Below are 4854 nucleotides of genomic sequence, written 5' to 3'. Positions count from 1 at the left end.
TGGATTAAGTTTAAATGGAAGATAAGATGCAGATTGATTAGTTATTGATATAGACCTTCTTGCATGGTGTATAGGAATTCTTCTTTCTGCTTCTTGAATGTAAACAATGCCGGCTACAACCAAAACTATTATCACTACAGCTAATAGAAGCGTCAATATTGAAATCTCGCCAACTTTAAAAAGTTCATAGGTTTTTAAAATAGCAGGAATTATCTCGGCAACTATACCTGCCAAAATAATCATTGATATACCGTTGCCAATACCAAATTCAGTGATTTTCTCACCAATCCACATTAAAAATACTGTCCCGGTTGTAACTATAAAGGTTGCAAGAATCACAAACAAAAAAGGAGATATAGAAATTAGAGATGCTCCAGCCTCAGTTTTAAGATTAGACAGCCATATTGACAAACCTAAGGATTGAAAGGCTGCAATTGCAATCGTTAAATATCGTGTATATTGAGATATCTTCCATCTACCATAATCACCTTCTTCTTTCTGAAGGCGTTCTAAGGATGGAATGACTGCAGTTAAAAGTTGCATAATAATTGAGGCAGAAATGTATGGCATTACTCCGAGGGCAAATACAGAGAACCGTCCTAAGGCTCCACCTGAAAATAGATTATAGATATTAAATAGCGCTCCACCTGAAGAGTTAAAATAATGAAGCAAAGCTTCGGAATTAATACCGGGGACTGGTATATGAGTCCCCAATCTATAAACAGCAAGCATAATTAAAGTAAAAAGAATTTTATTTCTTAACTCTTTTATTTGAAATATATTTATTATTTTTTCTATCAAGTTGTCTCCGTTGTTAATTTTTCAACTATTCCGCCTGCTAATTTAATTTTCTCTTCAGCTGAAGCTGAAAAAGCGTGGGCTTTAACCGTTAATTTCTTGGTTAACTGGCCGTCACCAAGGATTTTTACACATTCTCCTTTTTTTACCAATCCTTTCTCTTTTAAGGTTTGAGGATTAACCTCTTCATTTTCATTGAATTTATTTTCAATAGCTTTTAAATTAACAATTTCATACTCTATTTTTGAAGGATTTTTAAATCCTCTTTTTGGAATTCTCATTATAAATGGAGTTTGTCCACCTTCAAATCTCGCCGGAACCTTAGAATCACCAGACCTTGATTTTTGTCCTTTATGACCTCTCGTTGAGGTCTTTCCATGTCCTGACCCGATTCCTCGACCTACCCTTTTCTTTTTATGAGTTGCACCTTCGTTAGGTTTTAATTCATGTAATTTCATTATTCAACTTCCTCCACTTTAACTAAATGTCTTACTTTTTCTAAATTACCAAGAACTGCAGGATTTTTTTCTAAAATTCTTTCTTCGTAAATCTTCTTTAATCCAAGAGACCTTAACGCTTGTCTTTGTTTTTGATCTTTACCAGCCAATCCTCTAATTAATTTAACTTTTATTTTCATCTTACAGGCACCCCTCCTGCATAAATTCTATATACAGATCTTATTTTTTCTTCTTCTAATCCTCTTACTTTTGCAACTTCTTCCGGTGATTTGAGCTTTAATAGAGCGTCAAAGGTTGCTCTAACTACAGCATTAGGGTTTGTGGTTCTTCCAACGATTTTTGCTAAAACGTCCGTAACTCCTAAGAGCTCCAATACGGGTCTCATTGGTCCACCTGCAACCACACCGGTTCCTCTTCTGGCAGGTTTTAATAAAACCACTGCCGAGTCATAGTCTCCATAAACATCGTGGGGAATAGTACCCTCGATTAAAGGAACTTTAATAATTCTTTTTTTCGCATCTACTATAGCTTTTGCAATAGATGGTGGAACTTCTCTCGCCTTACCGTGTCCAAATCCAACATGGCCGTTTCTATCGCCTACTATAGCAAGTGTACTGAATGAAAAACGTCTTCCACCTTCCATAACACGAGTTGTTCTTCTAATTTCAACAACCTTTTCTTCTAAGTTAAGAGTATCTGGATTTATTGGATTTTCTTTGATTCTTTGCTCAATCAATCTTTCTATATTTTTTACACCCATCGCTCTCTCCTTTAAAAGTTTAATCCAGCTTCTCTAGCTGCATCAGCAAAGGCTTTAACCTTACCGTGATATAAGAAGCCTCCTCTATCAAAAACAACATTCTGTATGCCTTTTGCGATAGCTTTTTCAGCTAAAAACTGACCTAATTTTTTAGCATCCTCTATAGATTTTCCGCCTCTTTTTCCATACTTAGCAACATAATCTCTATCAATAGTTGATGCCGATACAAGAGTTTCACCTGTTTCATCGTTTATTATTTGGGCGTAAATAGCATTCAAGCTTCTGTAAAAAGCTAATCTTGGTCTTTCAGCTGTTCCAAAAATTTTTTTTCTTATTCTTTTATGTCTAATTACTCTTGATTCATTTCTACTTTTTATTGCCATCCTTTACGCTCCTTTATTATTTTTTACCGACAGTTTTACCAGCTTTTAACTTGATAACTTCACCTTTATATCTTATGCCTTTTCCTTTGTATGGGTCTGGTTCTTTAAATGACCTAATTTCTGCAGCAACTTGACCAACTCTTTGTTTGTCAATACCGGTAATCTTAATGTTGGTGTTACCTTCCACGGTTATTTGCACATCTTTTGGAATTGGATAAATTACAGGATGGGAATATCCTAAGGTTAATTCTAAGTTATTTCCTTTTACAGCTGCTCTATAACCAATACCAACGATTTCAAGCTCCTCAGTAAAACCTTCTGTTACACCTTTAACCATATTATTTAAAAGTGCTCTTGTAGTTCCATGAACTGCTCGTGAAAATGAGTCTTCAAATTTTCTTTCAACAATGATTTGATTTTCATTTTTTGTTATCGATACATTTGGATGAAATTTATAAGAGAGTTGACCTTTTGGACCTTTCACGCTAACAGTGTTATCCGGAGCGATTGAAACCTCAACTCCCTTAGGTATATCTATCGGTTTTTTTCCAATTCTTGACATTTATTGCCTCCTTATTTTATTACCAAACATAACATATGATTTCGCCGCCGACTCTTTGTTTTCTTGCTTCCGCGTCTGTCATTATACCTTTATTTGTAGTAAGAATCGCAATGCCAAGTCCTTTTTGAACATATGGTATTTCATCAACAGGTACATACTTTCTTAAACCAGGTTTTGAAACTCTCTGAATTTTGGAAATTGCTGGTTTAGTATTTCTTTTTCCTAAGTATTTTAATTTTATTATAAGCGTTCCTTGATTACCTTTTTTATTTTCTTCAGATACAACATAATCTTCTATGTATCCTTCTCTTTTTAAAATTTCTGCTAACTGTTCTTTAATTTTAGAAGTTGGAACACTTACTTCGTCTTTTCTTGCTTTAATTGCATTATTTATTCTTGCAATCATATCAGCGATTGGGTCTGTTATCATATTTATCCTCCTACCAGCTTGCTTTTCTTATTCCAGGTATTTCACCTCTAAGTGCTCTTTCTCTAAAACATATTCTACACATTCCAAATTGTCTAATATAACCTCTTGGTCTTCCGCATAACGGACATCTTGATTTATTTCTTGTTGAATATTTTGGTTTTTTCATAAAAGCTTTTGCTAATAGACATTTACGAGCCATTTAATTTTCCTCCTAAATTATACTGACCTGATTGGTAAGCCTATTAAAGACAACAACCAAAGGGCTTCTTCGTCGGTTTTTGCAGTTGTTTCAATAATTATGTCCATTCCTCTGATTTTATCAACTTTATCATAATCAATCTCCGGGAATATAATTTGCTCAGATAAACCAAACGAGTAATTACCTCTGCCGTCAAATGATTTTGGGTTGAGACCTCTGAAGTCTCTTACCCTTGGAAGAGCCACAGAAATCAACTTATCAAGAAAGTCCCACATTCTATCTTTTCTTAATGTTACTTTAGCACCAATTGGGTGTCCTTTTCTTAATTTAAAAGCAGCTTCTGATTTTTTAGCCCTTGTGATTACAGGTTTTTGACCTGCAATAGCTGTAAGGTCTTCCACCGCTCTATCTAATAATTTAATATCTTCTGTCGCTTTTCCAACACCCATATTTATAACTACTTTTTTGATTTTTGGAACTTGCATTGGGCTTTTATAACCGAATCTTTCCATAAGTTTCTTCACAACTTCTTGCTCATATTTAGTTTGAAGTCTTGGTTTATACCCTACTACTGCAGCCATTTACTATACCTCTTTTTTAATTTTTTCCCAAACTTTATCTATAATTTCGCCGGACTTTTTATTTATTCTAACTTTTGAAATTTTATTCCCTTCTACTACATACTTTATTCCAATTTTTACAGGTCTTTTTAATTTTTCATCGTAATATGCAACATTTGAAATATCTATTGGCTTTTCGATTTCAACGATTCCGCCTTCTCTAACTCCTTGTATAGGTCTTAAATGTTTTTTAACAACATTCACACCTTCTACTACAACCTTAACTTTACCATCTTTTCTAATAATTTGTTTTATTTTGCTAACCTTTCCTTTATCTTTTCCGGTTAAGACTATTACAGGGTCTCCTTTTCTAAGCTTTATCATTATTAAATTACCTCCGGAGCAAGGGATACGATTCTATAAAATCCTTTTGACCTTAATTCTCTGCATACAGGTCCGAGTATACGTGTTCCTATTGGTTCAAGCTGGTTGTTTAAAAGTACAACTGCGTTATCGTCTGCCTTTACATAACTACCGTCAGGACGAGCTACTTCTTTTTTTGTTCTAACAACTACAGCTTTATAAACTTTTCCTTTTTTTGCGGTTCCATTTGGAATTGCAGACTTTACAGTAACAGTGATTACATCTCCGACGGTAGCATGCATTTTTTTTGCACCGCCGGGAATACCTATACACTGTACTAA

At 34.3% G+C, this 4854-nt stretch carries 11 protein-coding genes; all 11 read right to left on the bottom strand.

Going from position 1 to position 4854, the window contains the following annotated elements:
• Positions 1-801, bottom strand: an 801-nt coding sequence (locus tag SULYE_RS05950; protein WP_007547526.1) for a preprotein translocase subunit SecY, incomplete at its 3' end; no start/stop codon positions are given.
• Entirely contained in the window at positions 798-1256 is a 459-nt protein-coding gene (rplO, locus tag SULYE_RS05945) for a 50S ribosomal protein L15 (RefSeq protein WP_007547523.1), read from the bottom strand. The genes SULYE_RS05950 and rplO, both read right to left, overlap by 4 nt.
• Positions 1256-1435, bottom strand: a complete 180-nt coding sequence (gene rpmD, locus SULYE_RS05940; RefSeq protein ID WP_007547521.1) for a 50S ribosomal protein L30 — start codon at positions 1433-1435, stop codon at positions 1256-1258. The genes rplO and rpmD overlap by 1 nt, the downstream gene beginning before the upstream one ends.
• Positions 1432-2016 carry a 30S ribosomal protein S5 gene (gene rpsE, locus SULYE_RS05935; RefSeq protein ID WP_007547519.1) on the bottom strand — a complete coding sequence of 195 codons (585 nt, stop codon included), beginning with the start codon at positions 2014-2016 and terminating at the stop codon, positions 1432-1434. Before rpsE ends, rpmD begins: the two co-directional genes overlap by 4 nt.
• 11 nt (positions 2017-2027) lie before the next feature.
• Complete coding sequence (rplR, locus tag SULYE_RS05930) at positions 2028-2399, bottom strand: 50S ribosomal protein L18 (RefSeq protein WP_007547518.1); 372 nt, start codon at positions 2397-2399, stop codon at positions 2028-2030.
• Positions 2400-2415: 16 nt separating this feature from the next.
• Positions 2416-2961: a 50S ribosomal protein L6 gene (gene rplF / locus SULYE_RS05925; protein ID WP_007547517.1), complete on the bottom strand. Its 546-nt coding sequence runs from the start codon at positions 2959-2961 to the stop codon at positions 2416-2418.
• Between the two features lie 19 nt (positions 2962-2980).
• Complete coding sequence (gene rpsH / locus SULYE_RS05920) at positions 2981-3391, bottom strand: 30S ribosomal protein S8 (RefSeq protein WP_007547516.1); 411 nt, start codon at positions 3389-3391, stop codon at positions 2981-2983.
• 10 nt (positions 3392-3401) lie between these two features.
• Complete coding sequence (locus tag SULYE_RS05915) at positions 3402-3590, bottom strand: type Z 30S ribosomal protein S14 (protein ID WP_007547515.1); 189 nt, start codon at positions 3588-3590, stop codon at positions 3402-3404.
• 17 nt (positions 3591-3607) lie between these two features.
• On the bottom strand, positions 3608-4171 hold the full coding sequence (gene rplE, locus SULYE_RS05910) for a 50S ribosomal protein L5 (protein ID WP_007547514.1): 564 nt from the start codon (positions 4169-4171) through the stop codon (positions 3608-3610).
• 3 nt (positions 4172-4174) lie between these two features.
• Positions 4175-4534, bottom strand: a complete 360-nt coding sequence (rplX, locus tag SULYE_RS05905) for a 50S ribosomal protein L24 (protein ID WP_007547513.1) — start codon at positions 4532-4534, stop codon at positions 4175-4177.
• 2 nt (positions 4535-4536) lie between these two features.
• The coding region (rplN, locus tag SULYE_RS05900; RefSeq protein WP_007547512.1) for a 50S ribosomal protein L14 at positions 4537-4854 on the bottom strand (318 nt) is incomplete at its 5' end.

It is taken from the genome of Sulfurihydrogenibium yellowstonense SS-5 (assembly GCF_000173615.1).
Lineage (GTDB): Bacteria > Aquificota > Aquificia > Aquificales > Hydrogenothermaceae > Sulfurihydrogenibium > Sulfurihydrogenibium yellowstonense.
This window is presented reverse-complemented; position numbering and strand designations above follow the sequence as displayed.

Excerpts from the sequence above, each read along its gene's own strand:
- rplE (WP_007547514.1), bottom strand. The coding sequence starts at position 4,171 with ATGGCTGCAGTAGTAGGGTATAAACCAAGACTTCAAACTAAATATGAG.
- rplR (WP_007547518.1), bottom strand. The coding sequence starts at position 2,399 with ATGGCAATAAAAAGTAGAAATGAATCAAGAGTAATTAGACATAAAAGA.
- rpmD (WP_007547521.1), bottom strand. The coding sequence starts at position 1,435 with ATGAAAATAAAAGTTAAATTAATTAGAGGATTGGCTGGTAAAGATCAA.
- rplF (WP_007547517.1), bottom strand. The coding sequence starts at position 2,961 with ATGTCAAGAATTGGAAAAAAACCGATAGATATACCTAAGGGAGTTGAG.
- rplX (WP_007547513.1), bottom strand. The coding sequence starts at position 4,534 with ATGATAAAGCTTAGAAAAGGAGACCCTGTAATAGTCTTAACCGGAAAA.
- rplO (WP_007547523.1), bottom strand. The coding sequence starts at position 1,256 with ATGAAATTACATGAATTAAAACCTAACGAAGGTGCAACTCATAAAAAG.
- rpsH (WP_007547516.1), bottom strand. The coding sequence starts at position 3,391 with ATGATAACAGACCCAATCGCTGATATGATTGCAAGAATAAATAATGCA.
- rpsE (WP_007547519.1), bottom strand. The coding sequence starts at position 2,016 with ATGGGTGTAAAAAATATAGAAAGATTGATTGAGCAAAGAATCAAAGAA.
- SULYE_RS05915 (WP_007547515.1), bottom strand. The coding sequence starts at position 3,590 with ATGGCTCGTAAATGTCTATTAGCAAAAGCTTTTATGAAAAAACCAAAA.